This window comes from Chryseobacterium sp. C39-AII1 (assembly GCF_039672645.1).
GTDB lineage: Bacteria > Bacteroidota > Bacteroidia > Flavobacteriales > Weeksellaceae > Chryseobacterium.
In genome coordinates this window covers 1-18,757 of record NZ_JBDFPQ010000013.1, presented here as the reverse complement: position 1 = coordinate 18,757, position 18,757 = coordinate 1, and the positions used below count along the sequence as shown (strand labels likewise).

General features: G+C 35.5%; 17 protein-coding genes. 3 read left to right on the top strand and 14 right to left on the bottom strand.

Translation table 11 applies throughout. The features are described from left to right. Positions 1 to 105 precede the first annotated feature (105 nt). The 9 genes from ABEG63_RS16985 to recQ all read right to left on the bottom strand — a co-directional run bounded on the left by ABEG63_RS16985 (position 106) and on the right by recQ (position 13,196). Positions 106 to 3,294 (bottom strand): efflux RND transporter permease subunit, encoded by a 3,189-nt coding sequence (locus ABEG63_RS16985; RefSeq protein WP_346586410.1) that lies wholly within the window; start codon positions 3,292 to 3,294, stop codon positions 106 to 108. Positions 3,295 to 3,300: 6 nt separating this feature from the next. After that, entirely contained in the window at positions 3,301 to 4,362 is a 1,062-nt protein-coding gene (locus tag ABEG63_RS16980; protein WP_267402842.1) for an efflux RND transporter periplasmic adaptor subunit, read from the bottom strand. Between the two features lie 9 nt (positions 4,363 to 4,371). Continuing rightward, positions 4,372 to 5,724, bottom strand: a complete 1,353-nt coding sequence (locus ABEG63_RS16975; RefSeq protein ID WP_346586409.1) for a TolC family protein — start codon at positions 5,722 to 5,724, stop codon at positions 4,372 to 4,374. Between the two features lie 94 nt (positions 5,725 to 5,818). After that, a complete protein-coding gene (locus ABEG63_RS16970) occupies positions 5,819 to 6,412 on the bottom strand; it encodes a TetR/AcrR family transcriptional regulator (protein WP_346586407.1) in 594 nt (197 codons plus the stop codon). 179 nt (positions 6,413 to 6,591) lie between these two features. Next, positions 6,592 to 7,416 carry a S1-like domain-containing RNA-binding protein gene (locus ABEG63_RS16965; RefSeq protein WP_346586405.1) on the bottom strand — a complete coding sequence of 275 codons (825 nt, stop codon included), beginning with the start codon at positions 7,414 to 7,416 and terminating at the stop codon, positions 6,592 to 6,594. A 177-nt stretch (positions 7,417 to 7,593) separates the two neighbouring features. Next, complete coding sequence (gene lpdA / locus ABEG63_RS16960; RefSeq protein WP_346586404.1) at positions 7,594 to 8,997, bottom strand: dihydrolipoyl dehydrogenase; 1,404 nt, start codon at positions 8,995 to 8,997, stop codon at positions 7,594 to 7,596. Positions 8,998 to 9,210: 213 nt separating this feature from the next. Continuing rightward, a complete protein-coding gene (locus ABEG63_RS16955; RefSeq protein WP_346586402.1) occupies positions 9,211 to 9,561 on the bottom strand; it encodes a hypothetical protein in 351 nt (116 codons plus the stop codon). Between the two features lie 63 nt (positions 9,562 to 9,624). After that, a complete protein-coding gene (locus ABEG63_RS16950; RefSeq protein ID WP_346586400.1) occupies positions 9,625 to 10,707 on the bottom strand; it encodes a glycosyltransferase in 1,083 nt (360 codons plus the stop codon). 284 nt (positions 10,708 to 10,991) lie between these two features. Then, positions 10,992 to 13,196, bottom strand: coding sequence for a DNA helicase RecQ (gene recQ / locus ABEG63_RS16945; RefSeq protein ID WP_346586398.1), 2,205 nt, complete (start codon positions 13,194 to 13,196; stop codon positions 10,992 to 10,994). A 157-nt stretch (positions 13,197 to 13,353) separates the two neighbouring features. Here recQ and ABEG63_RS16940 point away from each other — a divergent pair, with 157 nt between their 5' ends. Beyond that, positions 13,354 to 14,313: a KpsF/GutQ family sugar-phosphate isomerase gene (locus ABEG63_RS16940; protein WP_267402833.1), complete on the top strand. Its 960-nt coding sequence runs from the start codon at positions 13,354 to 13,356 to the stop codon at positions 14,311 to 14,313. A gap of 214 nt (positions 14,314 to 14,527) precedes the next feature. Further along, entirely contained in the window at positions 14,528 to 15,355 is an 828-nt protein-coding gene (gene tatC / locus ABEG63_RS16935) for a twin-arginine translocase subunit TatC (RefSeq protein ID WP_326983832.1), read from the top strand. Positions 15,356 to 15,465: 110 nt separating this feature from the next. Here tatC and ABEG63_RS16930 read toward each other — a convergent pair whose 3' ends face one another. From ABEG63_RS16930 to ABEG63_RS16910, 5 genes are all read right to left on the bottom strand, one after another. Next, the gene (locus ABEG63_RS16930) at positions 15,466 to 15,666 is read right to left on the bottom strand and encodes a DUF2945 domain-containing protein (RefSeq protein ID WP_267402831.1); all 201 of its coding nucleotides are present in this window, start codon (positions 15,664 to 15,666) and stop codon (positions 15,466 to 15,468) included. Positions 15,667 to 15,788: 122 nt separating this feature from the next. Next, positions 15,789 to 16,367, bottom strand: a complete 579-nt coding sequence (locus ABEG63_RS16925; RefSeq protein ID WP_267402830.1) for a hypothetical protein — start codon at positions 16,365 to 16,367, stop codon at positions 15,789 to 15,791. 214 nt (positions 16,368 to 16,581) lie between these two features. Then, complete coding sequence (locus tag ABEG63_RS16920) at positions 16,582 to 17,052, bottom strand: nucleoside deaminase (protein WP_346586396.1); 471 nt, start codon at positions 17,050 to 17,052, stop codon at positions 16,582 to 16,584. A gap of 39 nt (positions 17,053 to 17,091) precedes the next feature. Further along, entirely contained in the window at positions 17,092 to 17,979 is an 888-nt protein-coding gene (locus ABEG63_RS16915; protein WP_346586394.1) for a helix-turn-helix transcriptional regulator, read from the bottom strand. A gap of 85 nt (positions 17,980 to 18,064) precedes the next feature. Then, positions 18,065 to 18,430: a DsrE family protein gene (locus ABEG63_RS16910; RefSeq protein WP_346586393.1), complete on the bottom strand. Its 366-nt coding sequence runs from the start codon at positions 18,428 to 18,430 to the stop codon at positions 18,065 to 18,067. A gap of 48 nt (positions 18,431 to 18,478) precedes the next feature. Between ABEG63_RS16910 and ABEG63_RS16905 the strand changes: the two genes are divergently transcribed. Beyond that, on the top strand, positions 18,479 to 18,757 hold a 279-nt coding region (locus ABEG63_RS16905), incomplete at its 3' end, for a hypothetical protein (RefSeq protein ID WP_346586391.1).

Here is an 18,757-nt window from a genome sequence, read left to right as displayed (position 1 = left end):
TGTATGGATATTTTTTGAGATTGTTTCTTCGCTTTGCTTATCGCAATAACGAAAAAAACCGCATCATTGCTGATACGGTTTTTCGGTTAATTAAAGGTTGTTATATTAGTCTACGTGTTTCGGAGTAAATCCGTCTTCACTTAGTTCTCTGTGATCATAATCAGCCTTCATTTCAGCTTCATAATCTATTTTTTCATCTTTACCCATTCTCCTTAAAATTGAATCGAATAAAGAGTAAACTACCGGTACGATAATCAAGGTAAGGAATAATGACGATGTTAAACCACCGATGATTACCCAAGCCAATCCGTTGTTCATCTCGGCTCCTGCACCTTTTGCAATCGCAATCGGGATCATACCGAAGATCATCGCAATCGTGGTCATCAGGATCGGACGAAGACGCGCGTGGTTTGCCTGAATCAAAGCATCATGTGTTGTTGCTCCCGCTGCTTTTCTCATATTAGCAAAATCGACAATCATAATCGCGTTTTTCGCTACCAAACCGATCAACATGATCATCCCCAGCATCGTAAAGATGTTCAGTGAATTTCCGGTGATGGCCAAAATAACCATTACCCCGATCAATGCCAACGGAATGGAGAATAATACCACAAACGGGTAGACAAACGAGTCGTATAATGAAACCATTACCAAATAAACCAATACGATAGCCGCTAATAAAGCGATTCCTAACGTACCGAAACCTTCGGTTTGGTTTTCCATATCACCACTCCAGATATAGCTTACACCTGCAGGTTTTGTTTTTTCGTTATCCATGAACTTTGCTGCCCATTCGCTTGCTACGTCTCCTACCGGACGACCTACCACTTTAGATTTTACTTTTACGGAAGGCGCTTTATCTCTACGTTCAAGCAAACTTGGTCCTGAACCCATTTTTACATCTGCAAACTGGCTCAATCTCACCTGCTCTCCTTTAGCATTCGTAAACATCAGGTTTCTTACATCATCAATAGATTGTCTGTTGGCATCTCCAAAACGGATGTTGATATCATATTCATACTCTCCTGCTCTGAACTTCCCGTCTGTATTTCCACTGAATGCCGTCTGCATCGTTTGTCCAACACTTGAAAGGTTTAAACCTAATGCTGCCATCTTATCTCTGTCGATATTCACCTGAACTTCCGGGTTTCCAGAATCGGTTGATAACTCAGCATCTACAGAACCAGGAACTTTTTTAAGCAATTCAAGAATTCTGTTCGCTTCTTTATTTGCCGTTTCGTTATCCTGAGCCGTTACTACCATTTCGATCGGTGCATTATCTGCTCCCATTAATCCGATTGGTGCGGTTTTAAACTCAACTCCGGTGAATTTCTCTTCTAAAGCTCTCTTGATTTTAGCAGATTTAATATCTGTACTTTCGTTACGTTCAGATTTATCAACCAAAATTACCTGAATTTCTGATTGATACAACGTTGCCTGTGCCCCACCAAAACCTGATGACTGCTGACCCACTGTTGTAATCATATCTACTACATCTTTATCATTTCTAAGGTATTTTTCAACCGCTAAAGTTACCTGATTCGTTTTTTCTACCGAAGCATCTTTTGGTAATTCCATCTGAACAAGGAACTGACCTCTATCCATTTTAGGGAAGAATTCACCTCCGATAAATCCGAATGCCACCAACATAAATGAAGAAATCAAAATGATGAAAGTAATCACTACCGTCATGATTCTTCTTAATGTTGTTTTTAAAGCCCATTCTAAGATTCCTGTGATCCAGTGTGTGAATTTCTCCAATTGCTTTTCAAACCAAAGAATAAATCTTTCGAAAACATTTTTACCTGAAAGGTGTACCAATTTACCATATCTTGATGATAACCAAGGAATGATGGTAAATGAAGCTAATAACGACAACATTGTCGCGATAACCACGGTTACACAGAACTGTGCCAGGATATCAGATACCAAACCTGAACTCATCGCAATCGGTAAGAATACCACCACAATTACCAAAGTAATTGCCGTTACCGTAAACCCGATTTCTGAAGCTCCGTCGTATGCTGCACGAATTCTGCTTTTCCCCATCTCCATGTGACGGTATACGTTTTCCAGTACAACGATCGCGTCATCCACAAGAATACCTACTACCAATGAAAGTCCAAGTAAACTCATTAGGTTTAGGGTATATCCCATCAGATACATTCCGATTACTGTTGCAATCAAAGACATCGGGATCGAAACCATTACGATAAATGCGTTTCTGATGTTGTGAAGGAATAATAACATTACCACTGCCACCAAAATAATCGCTAAGAATAAATCGAAGATTACGTGGTCTGCTGCTTCAAGCGTAAAATCTGTTGTATCATCTACAATATTGATTTTAATCGCCTGTGTTTTATAATTATTCTGAACATCCGCAATCGTTTTCTGAACTAATTCTGAAACCGCTACCGCATTGGCATCCGACTGTTTTTTTACCTGAAGTAAAATCGTTGCATTCTGATTGTATCTTGCAATTTTTTCAACATCTTTCTGAGAGTCAAAAACCGTTGCTACGTCTGACAAACGAACCTGCGCACCGTTTTTATCGGAAACCACAAGATTGTTCATTTCAGCAACATCTTTATATTTTCCTGAAAGTCTGATCGTAGATCTTGAAGTTCTCGTTTTCAAAGCTCCCGTCGGGAAATCTAAGTTGGAAGAAAGAATTGCCTGCTGTACGTCTCCGATTGAAAGACCGTACCCCTGCAATTTCTTTTCATCTAAATTTACCTGAATTTCTCTCTCCTGTCCCCCGACAAGATCAACCTGAGCCACACCGTTTACACGGGAAAATACAGGCTCAATTTTCTTATCTAAAAGATCGTAAAGCTCTTTATTATTTAGTTTATCACTTGAAATACTCAGCGTCATGATCGGTAAATCATCCAATGAGAATTTCTGTAGTGATGGCGGATCTGCATCGTCCGGAAGATCTGCCAAAATAGCGTTTACCTTTCTCTGAGCATCATTCAGTGCATAGTTTACATCAGCACCCGTGTTCAGCTGAACCATGATTACCGATAAACTTTCGTAAGATGAAGATTCTACTTTTTTTACGTTTTCCAAAGATCCCACGGCATCCTCGATCTTTCGGGTAACCGATGTTTCCACCTCAGAAGGCGAAGCACCCGGATATACCGTAGAAATGGTTACCATATTGGTTTCAAACTTCGGAATCAACTCGTACCCCATCATGGAGTAACTTAATAAACCACCTAGTGTAAGTATCGTAAATAATACGATAACCAAGGACGGTCTTTTAATGGATATTTCTGCTAACTTCATCTTCTCTTACTTTACGATATTGATTTTTGAACCGTTATCAAGGTTAATCTGTCCGCTGGTAATTACCTGTTCGCCACCGTTCAGTCCGCTTAAGATCTGAACTTTATCACCGTAAACTTTTCCGGTCTGAACTTTAATTAATTTAGCTGTTCCGTTGCTTACCACAAATAATTGTCCTGAGCTTACTCCGTTTACGAAAGCTTCCGCAGGAACTGTCAGCATATTTTGAGTTTCAGCACCATTGTTGGTTTTGAAAGTCGCTGTTGCATACATACCTGCTTTTAAGTTCCCTCTGTTCTGAACCTCAACCTCAACTGGGAAATTCAAAGAAGCATCACTTTTAGGAGCAATAAATGTAATTCTTCCTGTGAAAGAATCGTCTGGTAAAACATTTACATTAATAGCCACTTCCTGACCTAAAGCAATTTTTCCGATCTGGCTTTCATCCACCAAAACTGAAAGTTTTAATGAATTGATATTTACGATTTCGAAAAGTGCAGTTCCCGGAGCAACCACCATTCCCGGTTCCACCATTTTTTTGTTGATCGTTCCGCTGATTCCCGCTCTGATGCTTGCATCATTTACTCTTACTCCCTGAGCTTTTACCGCCGCCTGAGCATTTTTCAGCTGTAATCTTGAATTATCAACCTGTTGCTTAGTAACACCTCCCGTTTTGAAGGCATTTTCGTAACGTTGATTATCGATAATTGCATTTTGTAAATTGTTCTGAGCCTGAGTAACGTCTACTTCAATCGCATCTTTTTTAATCGTTGCTAAAACCTGACCAGCCCCTACTTTTGAACCTTCTTTCACCAAAACGCTTACTACGCGTCCTGAAATTTCAGAAGACTGATTAGATTCCTGTTTCGGGATAAAAGTTCCGTTGGCTGAGTAATCGGTATTGATGTTTTCTCTTGCTACTGTGATTACGTTCACATTGATTTTGTCTACCTGCTTGGCAACTTCTCTTACTTCCGTCTCCTGCTTCTCTTTGTTACCTGCAATCTTGTACGCTGCTAAACCAATAAGTACAGCCGCTACGATGATATATATTAAAGTTTTTTTCATTATAGTTTATTATGGGTTTTGTAAAGTATTTAGCTCTCCTTTCGCTTTAATTAATTTTATTTCAGCTTGCTTATAATCCAATAAAGCATTGGCATAATTCTGTTTAGCCTGAGTTTGTGCATTTTCAGCATCCAAAACTTCCGTTAATGTTGCTAAGCCGTATTGATAGTTAGATTGCGTATTTTTTTGAACTCTTTCTGCCAAATCTACATTATCTTTCATGCTTTCGATATTGATTAATGCATTTTCCATATTGGTAATAGCATTTTTATAATCTAAACTTAAGCTTAGCTGTGTATTTTCAATATCAACATCAAGATCCTGAATGTCGATTTCAGCCTGATTGATCTTTGCTTTTGTAGCACCTCCCGTGAAAATCGGGATATTTACATTTAAACCAATCGCTGAATAATCACTCCAAAGTACTCCGTTTTGAAGACCGTTCGTTAAAGGAAACTTTGCTCCCGTTGCACCCCAACCATAATTGGCAACCAAACTCACCGTTGGATACAGATAAGCTTCCGTTGCTTTTTTATTGAATACTAAAAGTTCTCTGTTTTTGTTTAAAACTTTGATCTCTGTACGATCATCAAGATTTACATTGCTTGCGATCAATTCAGGTTTAGGCTCGATGGTTTTTTCCTCCAATTCAATATCTGTAGAAATCGGAACTCCCATATAAAACTTCAAAGCATTTTTCGAAAGCTGAACAGAATTAATTAAAGTCTGTCTGTTTGAGCCTATATTCGTTAGCTGAACATTCGTTCTGTCTAAATCAATAGCTTTTGCCAAACCGTTGTCTACCAAACTTTTGATTACATTTCTTGTTTTTTCTGTATTAGCATAGCTTGCCTCCACCGTTTTCAGGTTTTCTTCCTGAACAAATACCTGATAATAAGCTGTTGCTACATTTTCAATGATCTGTTCGTTGGTTAACTGAGCGTTCAGAACATAAAATTCTCTAGTGGATTTTGCTGCCTTAAGCCCTGTGAATACTCTTTGGTCAAAAATTGCCTGCTGAAGCTGCACAGAAGCCGTTGAACTCCAAGGCTGCCCTAACTGAGCTCTGATTTTCTCTCCACCAAATTCAAGCAATGACTCCTGAATAATCGGATTATAAGTAAGACCAGCTGTAGCAGTAACTTGTGGTAAAGCTCCGGCTTTTGCTTCATCAATTTTATATTCGGCTTTTTTTACCTGTAAAGCAGCTTTTTTAGCTTCTGCTTTATTTTGAAGTGCCTGTTTTATTGCTTCCTGTAAAGAAACCTGCTGTTGAGCAGACACTGATGAAAAACCGAAAATCATAAATGCTGCAGCTACCCCAATTTTTAGCTTTTTTGCAGTTATACGTTTTCTTTTCATAATCTTATACTTCGTTTATTTTTTTAATTTTTTGTCTTCTCTATTTTTTAATTCTAAAGGACGAATCATTTCTTAAATTACTTTAACAGTTTTGTTAATTTTTAAATAAAATATTCAGAATGATGTCTTTTCTTGCCGCAATGATCTGGTCGAATTTCTTCTCACTAATCATTAAATTTTCCATTAATAATGGTCTTATTGCACTTGGGAACACCAATAAAGAAACCATATTAAGCACAAACTGAATAGGTTCCATCGTGTCGATATTTCCTAAAGCCATTTCTTTTTTGATGTCTTTGTACAGCTTTTTAAGCTCATCTTCTTCGATGTCTTTTTTATGACAGTTTCCTTTATTGATTTGTGAAACAATATAAGTTTCTAAGTATGGATATTTAAGGCTGGTCGATAAACTATGCTCAATAAACTGCCCCATTTTCTCTTTAAAAGGAAGATCTGAGTTTTGAATAACTTTAGATTTATCCTGTTCTACCTTTTGCGCTTCATCAAAAATGATCTGAATAAGATTGTCTCTGGAACGAAAATAATAATTGATCAACGTTCTGTTTACTCCCGCTGCATCTGCAATTTCTTGCGTTGTAGCATCAAATTTCCCTTTCACAAAGAATAAATTCTTTGCTGTCTCTTTGATTAATTCCTGTGTTTGGTCTTTTTTTGCTTGATTTGACATTTTTGTTAAACAAATTTGTGCAAATTTAAATCAATTTTATTTTTTGACAAAATTGTTAAACAAAATAATTAAACAAAATTGTATGACATACATCAGTTATCTAGGTTCAATTTCAACTCATTGCATAAAAAAAGCGGGTAGAAAATAAATTCCTACCCGCTTTTTTTATAATATTTTTTTTATAATAATTTGATTTTATCGTCTGAAATATCAATAATTTTATCTTTATAAAGTCCTCCAATTGCCTTCTTGAAGTTCTTCTTACTCATCTGGATTTCATCTTTAATTTCCTCCGGAGTAGATTTGTCTGAAAGATAAAGCAAACCATAATTTTCCTCTAATTTGTCTAAAATTTTCTTTTTAAACTCATCAATATTTTCAAAACCTTGTGGCTGCAGAGAAACATCAATCTTTCCATCCTCACGAATTTCTTTGATGTAACCGCTTTCTTCAGACAAAGGATATAGTTTCTTGAAAACATCAGAAGTATAGATCAAGCCGATGTATTTTTTGTTGATTACGACGTTCCAGCCCAATTCACTTTCATTCATCATAATCAAATCTACCTTATCTCCTTTTTTGAAAGGCAGATCCTGATATTGAGGATTTCTTTTAAATTTGGTGGTTCCCGTAATTAATTCCAATTCATCATCTACATACAAATGAACCAGATATCTTTTACCTTCAACAATTTTAGATTTCTGTTGCTTGTAAGGAATAAATAAATCTTTTATAATTCCCCAATCCATAAAAGCACCACTAGGAAGGCTTTGAACACAGCTCATCACAGCAAATTCATCAACTTCAGCCAATGGAATTTCTGTAGTAGCTTTTAGTTTATTATCATCCTGATACACAAAAACATCTACCTCTTCGTCGATTTCTTTTTCATCCTGAATGAAGATTTTTGGCAAAAAAGCTTTTTCACCTGATTCGTCTGTTAAAATCCATCCTGAGCTGATTTTTTCTGAAATTTTTAAAGTTTGAGTTTTTCCGAGTAACATGTATGATAAAATTAGTCTGCAAAGGTAAGGAAAATAATGGCAAGTTTTTGTGAGGGAATTTTAGAGTCGGAGAGTTTGAGGATTTTAGAGGATTAGTTTGAACATAAAAAAGGCTGTCATCATATTGACAGCCTTAATTTTTAAATATTTAAAATGATTAAATCTTTTAATCAAATATTACATATGAATCGGTCTCTTAGCTGTAGCATCCAATGCAGCTTCTTTAATAGCTTCTGCATACGTCGGGTGAGCGTGAGAACTTCTTGCAATATCTTCAGCACTTGCACGGAATTCCATAGCAATTACCCCTTCAGCGATCAAATCGGCAGCTCTTGCTCCTACGATGTGCATCCCCAAAACTTCGTCAGTTTTTTCGTCTGCAATAATTTTAACCAAACCATCAACATCACCACTTGCACGGCTTCTACCTAATGCTCTCATTGGGAAAGATCCTACTTTGTAAGCAATACCTTCTTCCTTCAATTGCTCTTCAGTTTTACCAACTCCGGCAACTTCAGGCCAAGTGTAAACAACACCAGGAATTAAGTTATAATTAACGTGAGGTTTTTGTCCAGCCAATGTTTCAGCAACGAAAACTCCTTCTTCTTCAGCTTTGTGAGCCAACATTGCTCCTTTGATAACATCTCCGATTGCGTAGATATTAGCAACGTTCGTTTGAAGGTGATCGTTAGTTTTTACTCTTCCTCTTTCGTCAAGCTCTACACCAGCTTTCTCTAGTCCAAGTCCGTCTGTGTAAGGCTTTCTACCTACAGAAACTAAACAATAATCTCCTTCTACAACTACCTCTTCTCCTTTTTTATCTTTAGCTGTAATTTTTACAGTATCTCCATTTCTTTCAACCGCAGAAACTGCTGTAGAAAGCATGAACTTCATTCCTTGTTTTTTAAGAACTTTAGTTAATTCTTTACTTAAAGCTCCATCCATTCCAGGAATGATTTTATCCATAAACTCAACCACAGTTACTTGAGCGCCTAATCTTAAATAAACAGAACCAAGCTCAAGACCAATAACTCCACCTCCGATCACTACTAAATGCTTAGGAATTTCCTTAAGATTTAAAGCTTCCGTAGACGTAATTACTCTTTCTTTATCTAAAGTAATGAAAGGTAAAGAAGTTGGTTTAGAACCCGTTGCAATGATTGTATATTTAGATTCGATCGTTTCAGTAGAACCGTCGTTTTTCGTTACTTTAATTTGAGTTGCAGATTCGAAGCTCCCAACACCTTCAAAAACAGTAATTTTGTTTTTGTTCATCAGATAGCTGATTCCGTCTGTATTTTGTTTGATTACCTCATTTTTACGCTCGATCATTCTTGCGATATCTGCCTGAGGCTCGTTGATAATGATTCCGTGACCTGCAAAATTGTGTTTTGCGTTCTCAAAATGCTCAGAGCTGTCTAAAAGCGCTTTTGACGGAATACATCCCACGTTAAGACAAGTTCCTCCTAAAGTTGGATATTTTTCAATAATAGCTACTGTGAAACCTAATTGTGCAGCACGAATTGCAGCAACATAACCACCAGGACCAGAACCGATTACGGTAACATCGAATTGACTCATGTTATTATATGAATTTGTTTATTATTATCTATCTTAATTCTTACAAATTTAACGATTAATTACCACGTGAGAAAGTGAGATTTATCAAATTTTTTCAAGTTCGAAGTTGGAGGATGGGTGATGGGCGATGGAAGTTTAAAGTATTGTGTATATTTTTTAAAACTTAGCGCTAAACATGATCTTCCAGCCTCTAGCTTCAGACTTCCAGCCCGTCTAAAAATTTACATTCAATTTGCCCTGTCCAAATTCTATCTTATTTTCAAAATAAGAACCTCCATACACATACCACTCAAGACTTTCCAGAAATTCAACTGCATTTTCGGGAGTAATTTGTGGACGGTCTTTTTTCGAAACAATTCCTTTATACCATTTTTCGGTTTCCGGTAAATTTTCGGATTTAATAGAATAATGAATCCAAATTCTTTGGCATAATTTACACTGCTGAATACTTACTTCCGCATTTTTTCCGTGGGAATGATCTGTTCCCAACTCAGAAGTTCTGTATTCCGTATAATTTGAAGTAGGTTTTTCACACGCGCAGCCTAATTTCTGAACTTTATTCATTGATGAAATCTTGATTTTAAATAAAATTAACAGCCCCAAATGTACGGAAAGTATCCATAAATATTATTTGGTCATGAGATCAATCAAAACCTGTTCGTATTTATCTAAAATAATATTCTTTGAAAATCTGGATTTTATAGAATTTTTTATAGCATCTTTATCGTGATCTCTGTGAAGAATTTGGAGTATTTTTCTGGAAAAATCCTCATGATTTTCAATATCTGCAATTTCGCCATTCGTATTATCTTGAATAATTTCGTTGATTCCTCCCGGACAATTATTCGCTAAAGAATAAGTTCCGCAAGCTCCGGCTTCCAATAAAACATTGGGAAAACCTTCATATCTTGAGGAAAGAATAAACAAATCGGCATACTTCAGAAATTGATACGGATTTTCCTGTCGACCATGAAAAATAACCTGTTTTAATCCCAAAAAATCTTTCATCTGATGAAGAATTTCTCGGTCGTGACCATCACCTAAAATGTGAAGAATAATATTTTCATTTTTTAATCTTGAAAATACTTTCAGCAAATTATCAAACCCTTTTCTGGCAGATAAATTACCAATGGCCACCACATTTTTATAATTATATTTAAAACTTTCAGGCTTTGTGGAAACTGCCAGTTTAGCATCAATAAAATCAAAATCTACAGGATTATTGATCTTCACAATTTTCCCTTGCTTAATATTAAAATTATCGATAAGATCTTTTCGCATATCATCGCTTTGCGCAATGATTCTCTGGTAGTTATTATAAAAGTTGTAGAAAAATTTAATTTCTTTACGCGTCACATGTTGCGTCACCACATTGGTTTCTCTTGCAATAAACTTCGTTCTCGGAAAAAGCTTGATAAACAAAGACAAATAAGCATTCACTTCACCAAAACCTGAAAATACAATATCCGGTTTTCTTCTGTAAATTTCCCTTAAAATTGGTCTTAAAGAATGACGAATCCTTTCGGTATTAATATCAATAATATCCACATCATCCTTTAAAAAATTCAGATAACCGCCCTGCTTACGTAAAAGCATAATCTTAGGCTCAAATCGATCTCTGGAAAGATGATTCACAATAGTGGTAACGATCCTTTCTGCGCCTCCGGTTTCAAGGTCCGGCAGAATAAATATGACAGAAATCTTTTTCATCAGTGTAAAATTAGTAAAAAGTTTTGGGAACTATCAATCCCAACCCGTAATTAATGATTTTTAACTTAAAAATTAAATAACCTTTAAAATTTTCTATCATCCAATTTGTCATTCTGTAGGAATCTAGACATAGTATTCGAAAAAATAAAATGTAAAAATTCGAGCTTAGATTCCTACGGAATGACAAACTAAACGTTAAAGTTTCTTACTTATTTCAAATAAAAAAGAAATTCTTCCTAGGAAGAATTTCTTTTAATATTATTTCATTATCGTTTAAAATCATTTTAGTTCGCGACGTCGCTAATGAATTTTATCCTCAACATTCGTACTTCTTCATCAGATAATTCATCGCCAAATTCATCCAATAAAACTTTCATGCTGTCGCTTTCAGATTCATTCATAAATTCCATGAAACCGTCTACAATATCTTCATCAAAATTATCTTCGATATAATAATCAATATTTAATTTTGTACCCTGATAAACAATACGTTCCATCTCCTTCAACAATTCATCCATCGAAAGATTTTTCGCTCTTGCAATGTCTTCAAGATCAATCTTTTTGTCGGTACTTTGAATGATAAAAACTTTATGGCTCGATTTATTTGCCACCTGTTTCAACACCATATCCTGAGTACGTTCAATATTATTTTCTTCTACATATTTATTGATAAAATCCGCAAATTCTTTACCGTATTTTTTGGCTTTCCCTTCTCCAACACCATAAATTTTCGCAATTTCTTCAACGTAAATCGGGTATTGAACCGTCATATCTTCCAAACTCGGATCCATAAAAACCGTGTACGGCGGAATCCCGTATTTTTTGGCAACTTTCTTTCTTAATTCTTTTAATAAAGCGAATAAATTTTGATCTAATCCACCTGCAGATTGCTGTTGGATCTGGTCGCTTTCTGCCTTACTTTGTGTTAAATCAAATTCTCTGTCTTCAGCAATCAGAAAAGAATGTTCAAGCTTACCTTCCAGAACCAATCTTCCTTTTTCGGTAATTTTTAAAACACCATACGTTTCAATATCCTTTTGAAGGAAATTCTGAACCGTTGCCTGTCTTAAAATCGTTTTCCAGTGATTGTCTTTTTCTTCTTTTCCAAATCCGAAATACGAAGCCTGCTCCAATTTATATGATTTTGTCACCGCATTTTCTTTTCCGGCAATAACAGAAATCAGATCTTTTGATTTAAATTTTTCACCTGTATCGCGAATTAGCTCTAAAGCTTTCTTCAAATCATCCGTTGCATCCTTCAGTTTTGGAGGATTCGATGAATTATCACACATTTTGGCGCCGTCACCATGAATCGGATCGAAGTTTTCACCAAAATAATACAATATATATTGTCTTCTGCTCATTGAAGTTTCGGCGTAACCTACTACTTCATTCAACAACTGTAATCCGATTTCTCTCTCGGAAACAGGTTTTTGAGCTAAGAATTTTTCTAATTTTTCAATATCTTTAGGATCATAGAATGCCAAACAGTGGCCTTCACCACCGTCTCTACCTGCACGACCGGTTTCCTGATAATAACTCTCCAACGATTTTGGGAAGTCATAGTGAATCACAAAACGGACATCCGGTTTATCAATTCCCATCCCGAATGCGATGGTTGCAACGATTACATCCACCTCTTCCATCAAGAATTTATCCTGATTCGCTACTCTTACTTTTTGATCTAGACCAGCGTGGTAAGGTAATGCATTTACCCCGTTTACCTGTAAAAGCTGCGCAAATTCTTCAACCTTTCTTCGGCTTAAACAGTAAACAATTCCCGATTTTCCTTTATGTTGATTGATAAATTTCACAATTTCACGATCTACATTTACTTTTGGCTGTACCTCGTAATATAGATTCGGTCTATTAAAACTTTCCTTGAAAACCAAAGCATTAATCATTCCTAAAGTTTTCTGAATATCATCCTGAACCTTAGGCGTTGCCGTTGCCGTTAATGCAATCACAGGAACATCTGCAATTTTATCGATAATGGATTTTAAATTCCTATACTCAGGTCTGAAATCGTGTCCCCATTCTGAAATACAGTGCGCCTCGTCAATAGCAAAGAAGGAAATTTTCACTTCTTTTAAAAACTCTAAATAATCTTCTTTAATTAATGATTCAGGAGCTACATATAAGAGTTTTGTTCTGCCACTTTTAATATCATCAAAAACCTGTTTGGTCTGAGTTTTGTTCAATGAAGAATTCAAAACATGGGCTACCCCATCCTCTGATGAAAGACCGTTTACAGCGTCTACCTGGTTCTTCATCAACGCAATTAAAGGTGAAACCACAATTGCCGTGCCCTCAGAAATAAGTGCCGGAAGCTGATAACATAAAGATTTACCACCTCCGGTCGGCATTAAGACAAATATATCCTTCCCTTCCAACAGGTTTTCTATAATTTGCTCTTGTTGACCTTTAAATGTAGAAAACCCGAAATATTTTTTCAATTCGCCTGATAAATTGGCTTTTTTTGCACCCATCTAATTTTCTATTGCTAAATTTGCATGTATCCCAAAGTTATAAAAATTTTGCTTAAAATAAAAGCGAACGAATTTATAAAAAATAAAATTTATATTAAATATTCTTTTTAAAATATAACGGTTATAAAGAATTTTATTGTATACCTATAAAAGTAAAATGGAAAAAGCGAACATCATTTCAATCGCGAAAACGACTTTAGAAATAGAGATTTCGGAACTTGAAAAACTTAAAAACAGGCTTGATGATGATTTTGTGAAAGCTGTGGAAACCATTCATTCGGCAAAGGGAAAACTGATTGTCGTAGGAATCGGAAAATCGGCTCACGTTGGAAATAAAATCGTTGCCACGCTGAATTCTACAGGAACACCTTCTCAATTCCTGCATGCTTCGGAGGCAATTCATGGAGATTTGGGCGTGATTCAGAAGCAGGATGTTGTTTTATGCATTTCTCTTTCGGGAAATTCGCCTGAAATTGTAAACCTCCTTCCCTATTTAAAAGATTATTCTTCTTCATTAATAGGAATGACAGGAAATAAATCAAGTAAGCTCGCTGAATATTCTGATATTATTCTGGATACGCATGTTGATAAAGAAGCTTGCCCAAACAAACTGGCTCCTACAAGTTCCACGACCTTACAAATGGCGCTTGGTGATGCTTTAGCCATTTCTTTAATGGAACTGAATGATTTTAAAGCTAATGATTTCGCGAAATTTCATCCTGGCGGAAGTTTAGGCAAAAATTTAATCTCAAAAGTTGATGATTTCCTTTCTTCGCAAAAGCCTCAGGTGACAGAAAATGATACGGTAAAAGATGTTATTATATCGATAAGCAGCTCGAGACACGGGATTACGGTAGTTACAGAAAACGATAATATTATTGGTGTTATTACTGATGGGGATCTAAGAAGAATGTTGTTGAAAGGCGACGATATTGCTCAGGTTTTGGCGAAAGATATTATGTCTGCCAATCCAAAAACGGTAGAAAGAACCGCTTTAGCCAAAGAAGCCATGAAAATTTTAAAGGACAATAATATTGGGCAACTGATTGTTACTGAAAACGGAAAATATTTCGGAATCATTGATCTACATAAGTTGTTGGATGAAGGAATAAATTAAGCTGGAAAATTGTAAAAACATTCAAATGCTTCGGCTTAGCTCAGCATGACATCGCTACAAATTGACTGTTAAATAAAGCGGTTGGTACAAGAATTATCATATTGAAGCAGTGGAAGCATCTTAAATTAAAATTAAACTTCCATCTTCCCACGACCAACTTCCTGCTTTACTGAAACTTTTTTCATAAATTTGGAGCCTTAAAAAATTTTATTCTGTGAGTGAAGGTAAAGACATGTCCTTTCTTGGGCATATTGGAGAACTAAGAGGTCACCTCATCCGCTCGATTCTTGCGATTGTAGTCGCTGCATTCATTGTCGGCTTTAATATCAACTGGATTATGGATCACATCTTTTTTGGTCCTACGAGAAATGATTTTCCGACTTTTGAATTGGTCAACCACTTTTCAAAAATGGTATTGGGCGAAGAAAGTATTCACCTTCCGAAAGATTTTCCGGTGCGTGCGAGTAAATTATACCAACAATTTAATGTGATGATGGCTGTTTCCATCTTTGGTGGAATGGTTGCAGCATTTCCTTATATCGTTTGGGAACTTTGGAGATTTATCAGTCCGGCATTACATCCGAAAGAAAGAAAAAATTCAATCTTTATCATCAATGCAGTTTGGATGTTGTTCATGATCGGGGTTTTATGCGGATATTTTTTAATTCTTCCTTTTGCAGTTAATTTCGGAGTTATCTTTAAAATTTCCGATATTATCGTTCCGTTATATGATTTGAGCGATTATACGACGTTATTTTTACAGGTTGTTTTAGGAATGGGAGTAATTTTCCTTTTCCCTGTCTTGATTTATTTCCTTACATCGATAGGAATTTTAACGCCTATGTTCATGAGAACGTACCGTCGTCACGCGATTGTTTTAATTATGGTTGTTGCTGCAATTATTACTCCGGCAGACGTTTTAAGTATGTTGATGGCAGCATTCCCATTATTATTGCTGTACGAATTCAGTATTTTGATGTGTGGCTACACTTACAAAAAAGTACAGAAAGCCAACGGAAATTTACCCGCAGTTCAGAAATAAATAAAAGCAAAAACTTCTTAAATATAGTCCCGCGGATTTTTCTTCGGGATTTTTTATTTTGAAATTTTTAAACTCCACTGCGTTTCGCTCAAAATAACACCCTGCAAAATTTATCTCTTTTTCAATGCTGAAGCTTTATGAACGGCTGTTTTCCCAGTCTTTTCGCTCATAACTTCATACTGAGGATTTTCTTCTGATGCTCGGCGTTGACGATTCATAAAAACGAAATCTTTGGTATGAATTTTAATGATGATTCCGTAGGTTTCACCATTGCTGAACCGCCATTTTACGCTGTCTCCTTTTTTTAACATGATAAATTATGTTTTGGGTATATATAAATTCAAATCAAAAAAAGAGCCGTTTAACATTAAAATTTAGATCAAAAAAAATCCCGCTTAAAAAGCAGGATTCTATATATTATTTTGTTGTTTAATTATTGAGCCAATTGGTTGAAAGGTGTAAGCTTATTCCCTTCTGCCATCGACTGATCCATAAATTCTACTTTTTGAGGACCTTTCATTCTTCCTGCTGCATCGTTTGCATTGAAGTAAGCTTCCGATAATTTAGTAGAAATTTCAGTAGGTTTAAAATCGAACTTTGTATCGCCTTCAACTCCTAAATATCCGTTCTTTTTTGTAAGGTTTGTGATATAATTGTTGTAGTTGATCATTGTACCTCTAAACATATCATTATGATATTGCATACATTTTTTTGCCTTCTTCGAAGAGTTGTTCAGAATACAGTTTTTCATATTATTTCTGTACAAAAACCACTCAGATTCCATAATTCCATATTCTTTACCTAAGGCAAATTTTCCGTTGGTAACAATATTATTGTCACCTTCTTTAGATGCAATTGTCTGCAAATGCTGAATAACAAGCGGAACCGTTTTTTCTATTTTAGATTTCGTTTCTCCCAAAATGCTCAAATCTGCTGCCGGAGACTTCTTTTGAGCCGTAGTAACGTTAAAAATTAGTAGTAATAGTACAATCAATAAATTATATCTTTTCATGAGAAATTTTTAAAGCACTAAAATAAATATATTTTCTCAGTTTAAACAAATAGATTTTAATTTTATTTAATAAAAATTAACAATTCTCTAACATTAATTGTTCATTGTTGTAAAAATGATGATTTCAAAGTCGTGATTTGTGTAATTTTTGTTTGAATAGATTGTTACTGAATAAAAATCTTCAGCTTTACATAAAAAGAGAATATTTTAAAATTTATTTATTTTGAGTAGCAAGATATTGTCGAAATTGATCATTCAGCATTTCACATTCCTGCTGAAGAATTCCTGATTCTATTTCAGGTTTTTTGCCCCATTTCAGAATAGTTTCCGTTTCTAGTATTTTGAATTCAGAAGTTTGTCCGCCAACAAGCGGAACAGAAGTACCGAATACTATTTTTTTAATTTGATAATGCCTGATGAAATAAGAACACATAATACAAGGTTCATGAGTTGAGAAAAGTATAGCTTGGTTTAAAATGTCTCGGTAACCATTTGCCAAAGCATCTTTTACCGCTAAAATTTCTGCATGTTGCGTAATATCTCCTGAAGATTTGCCAGATTCAACGCCTCTGCCGATAATTTTATCTTCAAAAACTAATAAAGAACCAACGGGCGGATTTCCGTTTTCTAATGCCTGTTTGCCCAATTCAATACACTTAATCATATAATTATTGTAGTCGTTCATTGTTAATATTTTACAGATAATAAAGAAAATAGGTTTATATTAATTATTGGCATTTCCTCTGTTAAAACCAATCGTATTTCTATAAATTTGAGGTGAAATATCGGTCTTGTTTTTAAAAAGCCTGCTGAAATAATATTCGTCATCATATCCCAGTTCATAAGCGATCTCTTTAATCGTCTTATCTGTAAGGTACAATTCTCTTTTTGCTTCAATAATAATCCGTTCGGTAATCATGTCAGAAAGGGTTTTATTAAAATGATTCTTCGTAATTCTTGCCAGTGAAGCCGGAGTTTGATTCAAAAGGTCGGCATAATCACTCGCCGAATGTTTTATCCTGAAATTATCTTCAATAGCGTTTTTAAGATTCTGAATAATAAACTGTTGCTTGATATTCGTTGTCTGCGAATCCTGAAGCGATTGTTGTTCAAGCTTTATCCTCGTTGCCGTTACGAGCAAAATTTTCAGATAAGAAACCAACACTTCATCTTTTCGGAAACCGTCGGCTTTTAATTCATTTGCAATTCCGTTGATGAGATTCAAAATAGAACTTTTACTGAATTCATTCAGGCAAATAAAAGGTTGCTGGTAAACATTATTAAACAAAATACCGTTTGATGCAATTTCCTTATGATGGCGATAAATACAGAAAAAATCATGGTGAAACTGTATAGAAATTCCCATGATTGGTTTTTTAGAACACAGCATAAAGGGCTGATAAGGATAAAACGCAAACATCGTATTTTCCTGAAACTGATAATCACAAAGATCAACGGTTGCAGTTCCTTCACCGGAAGTAATTAATATTAAAGTGAAATAATTATTACGCTGAATATGATCAAAATAGCTATTGTTATCAAACTCAAACAGTTTGAAGGCAAGATTTCCATTTTGCTGATTGACAAGCGTATATACAGATTGTGACAACATGATGTCTGCAATTTAATTAATATTTTTAAACTGTTCTTCATTAAAACTGCCCTCCTAAAAATCAGGAGAGCAGTTGAGAGCTTTGTTAGAAAATCAAAATATCGAAACCTTCATTTCTAAGGTTGAGTAAGCTTGGTAATCCCGGAGTTCCAGGCACTTCATTTTCGTTCAAAAGATCGTAGCCCGAAACCTCTGTTCCGAAAACCGCTACACAACCTTTTGAAAGACCCTGAACGTGATTTCTTACCTCGCTGTAAAGCCTATTAAGAGGATGGTCTGCCTTTTCTAGTTGCTCTGGCCATCTGATTCCCGTTCCCTGAAAAATGATTTTCACCTCTTCTCCTGCATGCTTAAACTCGTAAGCTGATGCCAACGCGTTGAACACTCTCCCCATTGCTTCTTCTGAATCCGATTTTGGATCAGAAAGGATAATAATTGCTGTCTTTTTCATAAAAATTTATTTACACTGCAAAGATGTGGCAATAGCAGCAGCCAAAGAATGGATGATTTTTACTTTGTCATGGAGATTCTTTTAATCCTCAAACTCTCCAATTCTCAAACTCTCCAACCTAATAAGGAGCTTTTTCCCGCTATCCATTTTATCTTTTTTGTTACGGCTCCGCTTCGCTCCGCCGCAACAAAAAAGGATGCCATTTCTATGGTAAGTTTGCAAATAGAAAAAAATAGATATAGATTAGTTAAAAAAATTAACCTAAAGGAAAAGCAGCAGGATAAAGAAAGACGTTTCGTTGATACCAAGATATCGCCCCTGATTTTA

What these genes read in the sequence shown, in the direction of transcription:
- ABEG63_RS16985 (WP_346586410.1), bottom strand. Translation starts at nt 3,294, where the DNA reads ATGAAGTTAGCAGAAATATCCATTAAAAGACCGTCCTTGGTTATCGTA.
- ABEG63_RS16980 (WP_267402842.1), bottom strand. Translation starts at nt 4,362, where the DNA reads ATGAAAAAAACTTTAATATATATCATCGTAGCGGCTGTACTTATTGGT.
- ABEG63_RS16975 (WP_346586409.1), bottom strand. Translation starts at nt 5,724, where the DNA reads ATGAAAAGAAAACGTATAACTGCAAAAAAGCTAAAAATTGGGGTAGCT.
- ABEG63_RS16970 (WP_346586407.1), bottom strand. Translation starts at nt 6,412, where the DNA reads ATGTCAAATCAAGCAAAAAAAGACCAAACACAGGAATTAATCAAAGAG.
- ABEG63_RS16965 (WP_346586405.1), bottom strand. Translation starts at nt 7,416, where the DNA reads ATGTTACTCGGAAAAACTCAAACTTTAAAAATTTCAGAAAAAATCAGC.
- lpdA (WP_346586404.1), bottom strand. Translation starts at nt 8,997, where the DNA reads ATGAGTCAATTCGATGTTACCGTAATCGGTTCTGGTCCTGGTGGTTAT.
- ABEG63_RS16955 (WP_346586402.1), bottom strand. Translation starts at nt 9,561, where the DNA reads ATGAATAAAGTTCAGAAATTAGGCTGCGCGTGTGAAAAACCTACTTCA.
- ABEG63_RS16950 (WP_346586400.1), bottom strand. Translation starts at nt 10,707, where the DNA reads ATGAAAAAGATTTCTGTCATATTTATTCTGCCGGACCTTGAAACCGGA.
- recQ (WP_346586398.1), bottom strand. Translation starts at nt 13,196, where the DNA reads ATGGGTGCAAAAAAAGCCAATTTATCAGGCGAATTGAAAAAATATTTC.
- ABEG63_RS16940 (WP_267402833.1), top strand. Translation starts at nt 13,354, where the DNA reads ATGGAAAAAGCGAACATCATTTCAATCGCGAAAACGACTTTAGAAATA.
- ABEG63_RS16930 (WP_267402831.1), bottom strand. Translation starts at nt 15,666, where the DNA reads ATGTTAAAAAAAGGAGACAGCGTAAAATGGCGGTTCAGCAATGGTGAA.
- ABEG63_RS16925 (WP_267402830.1), bottom strand. Translation starts at nt 16,367, where the DNA reads ATGAAAAGATATAATTTATTGATTGTACTATTACTACTAATTTTTAAC.
- ABEG63_RS16920 (WP_346586396.1), bottom strand. Translation starts at nt 17,052, where the DNA reads ATGAACGACTACAATAATTATATGATTAAGTGTATTGAATTGGGCAAA.
- ABEG63_RS16915 (WP_346586394.1), bottom strand. Translation starts at nt 17,979, where the DNA reads ATGTTGTCACAATCTGTATATACGCTTGTCAATCAGCAAAATGGAAAT.
- ABEG63_RS16910 (WP_346586393.1), bottom strand. Translation starts at nt 18,430, where the DNA reads ATGAAAAAGACAGCAATTATTATCCTTTCTGATCCAAAATCGGATTCA.